At 79.0% G+C, this 1413-nt stretch carries 1 protein-coding gene; it reads left to right on the top strand.

Annotation, left to right across the window (positions count from 1 at the left end; translation table 11 throughout):
- Window positions 1-87: 87 nt before the first annotated feature.
- Window positions 88-1413: LCP family protein (locus Ae505Ps2_RS09380; RefSeq protein WP_212567621.1), on the top strand; the 1326-nt coding region annotated here is incomplete at its 3' end.

Below are 1413 nucleotides of genomic sequence, written 5' to 3'. Positions count from 1 at the left end.
GCGCGTCCCGCCACCCCGACCACCGGAACCGGCCCGGGAACCCGGGCGACCCCGGCCGCCACAGCGCGCCCGGGCTCCGGGAGCGGAGTGGCCACCGGGAGCACCGGGGTCGCCGCCACCGCGGAGGCCGGACGGGCCGGGGCGGGCGCGGCGCCGTCCCGCCCCGCACGCCGCGGCGCCGCGGACTCGCGCGTCACCGAGGTCGTCGACGCGCTGGTGCCGCGCCGCCGCCGTCGTCGCTACCGGGACGACCCGCCCGCCACGGACGCCTCCACGGCGGAGGAGGCCGCGCCGGACGAGGCCGTCCCCGGCTCCGCGGAGCCGGAACCGGCAGGCACCCCGCCACCGGCCCGGCCCGACCCCCGCGCCCGTGCGCTGCGGATCGGCGCGGCGGCGGCCGCGGTGCTCGTCCTGGTCACCACCGCCTTCGGGTTCGCCGGGCGCAGCGAGGTCCACGCCGGTGTCCGCGACGTCGTCGCCCTCGCCCCGGACACCGACGCGATCCTCGATGCCGACACCCAGGCCGATGACCAGAACGTCCTGGTGCTGGGTCTGCAGGCCGACCGCGCGAGCACCGCGGAGTCCGCGCGCACCGACACGGCAGTGCTGGTCCACCGGCCCGCGGGCGGTGGACCGGCCGTCACCCTGTCGATCCCCGCGACGCTGGAGGTCTCCCGGCCGCCGTGCCGGCGCTTCGACGCCGCGACCGGCACCTACGGCGACACCGTGCCCGCGGAGTCCCGGACCGCCTTCGCCACCGCCTACGACGTCGGCGGCCCCGCCTGCAGCGTCGGCGTCGTCCAGCAGCTCACCGGCATGCCGGTGAGCGGTTTCGTCGCACTCGACCTGGCCGGGACCCCGGAGCTCGTCGACGCCGTCGGCGGGATCGAGGTCTGCACCGAGCGCCCGGTCGTGGACCCGGTGCTCGGCCCGGTCGTGGAGGGCTCGGGCACCGTGGAGCTCGATGGGGCCACCGCGGTCCGCTTCGCCTCCGCCGCGGGCACCGCGGACAGCTCCCCGGCCAACCGGGTCCGGCGCCAGCAACGCGTGCTCGCCGCGGCGCTGGGCGATGCGCTCTCGACCACCTCGCTGCTGACCCCTGGTGCGCCGGGCCGCTCCGCGGCGGGGGTGTCGTCGGCGCTGTCGGCGGACGGGGTCGACGCCGGCGAGATCCTCACCCTCGCCCGCGGACTCGCCCGGTCGGGTGCCGCGGGCGACGGGGAAGCCCCGCTGTTCCTGTCCGTCCCGGTCAGCGACGCCCCGAACACCCGGGGCCAGCTGGAGCTGCGCCGCTCCGAGGCACGCGCGCTGTTCTCCGCGCTGCGCGAGCACGGACCGCTGCCCGAGAGCGCGACAGCGCCGGCCTCCCGCTCCGCGGGTGCTCCGGGGCCGGGCACCGTCGTGAACCTGGTC

The organism is Pseudonocardia sp. Ae505_Ps2 (genome assembly GCF_001932425.1).
Lineage (GTDB): Bacteria > Actinomycetota > Actinomycetes > Mycobacteriales > Pseudonocardiaceae > Pseudonocardia.
The sequence above is the reverse complement of the archived record's forward strand: the minus strand, read 5'-3'. Positions and strand labels throughout refer to the sequence as shown.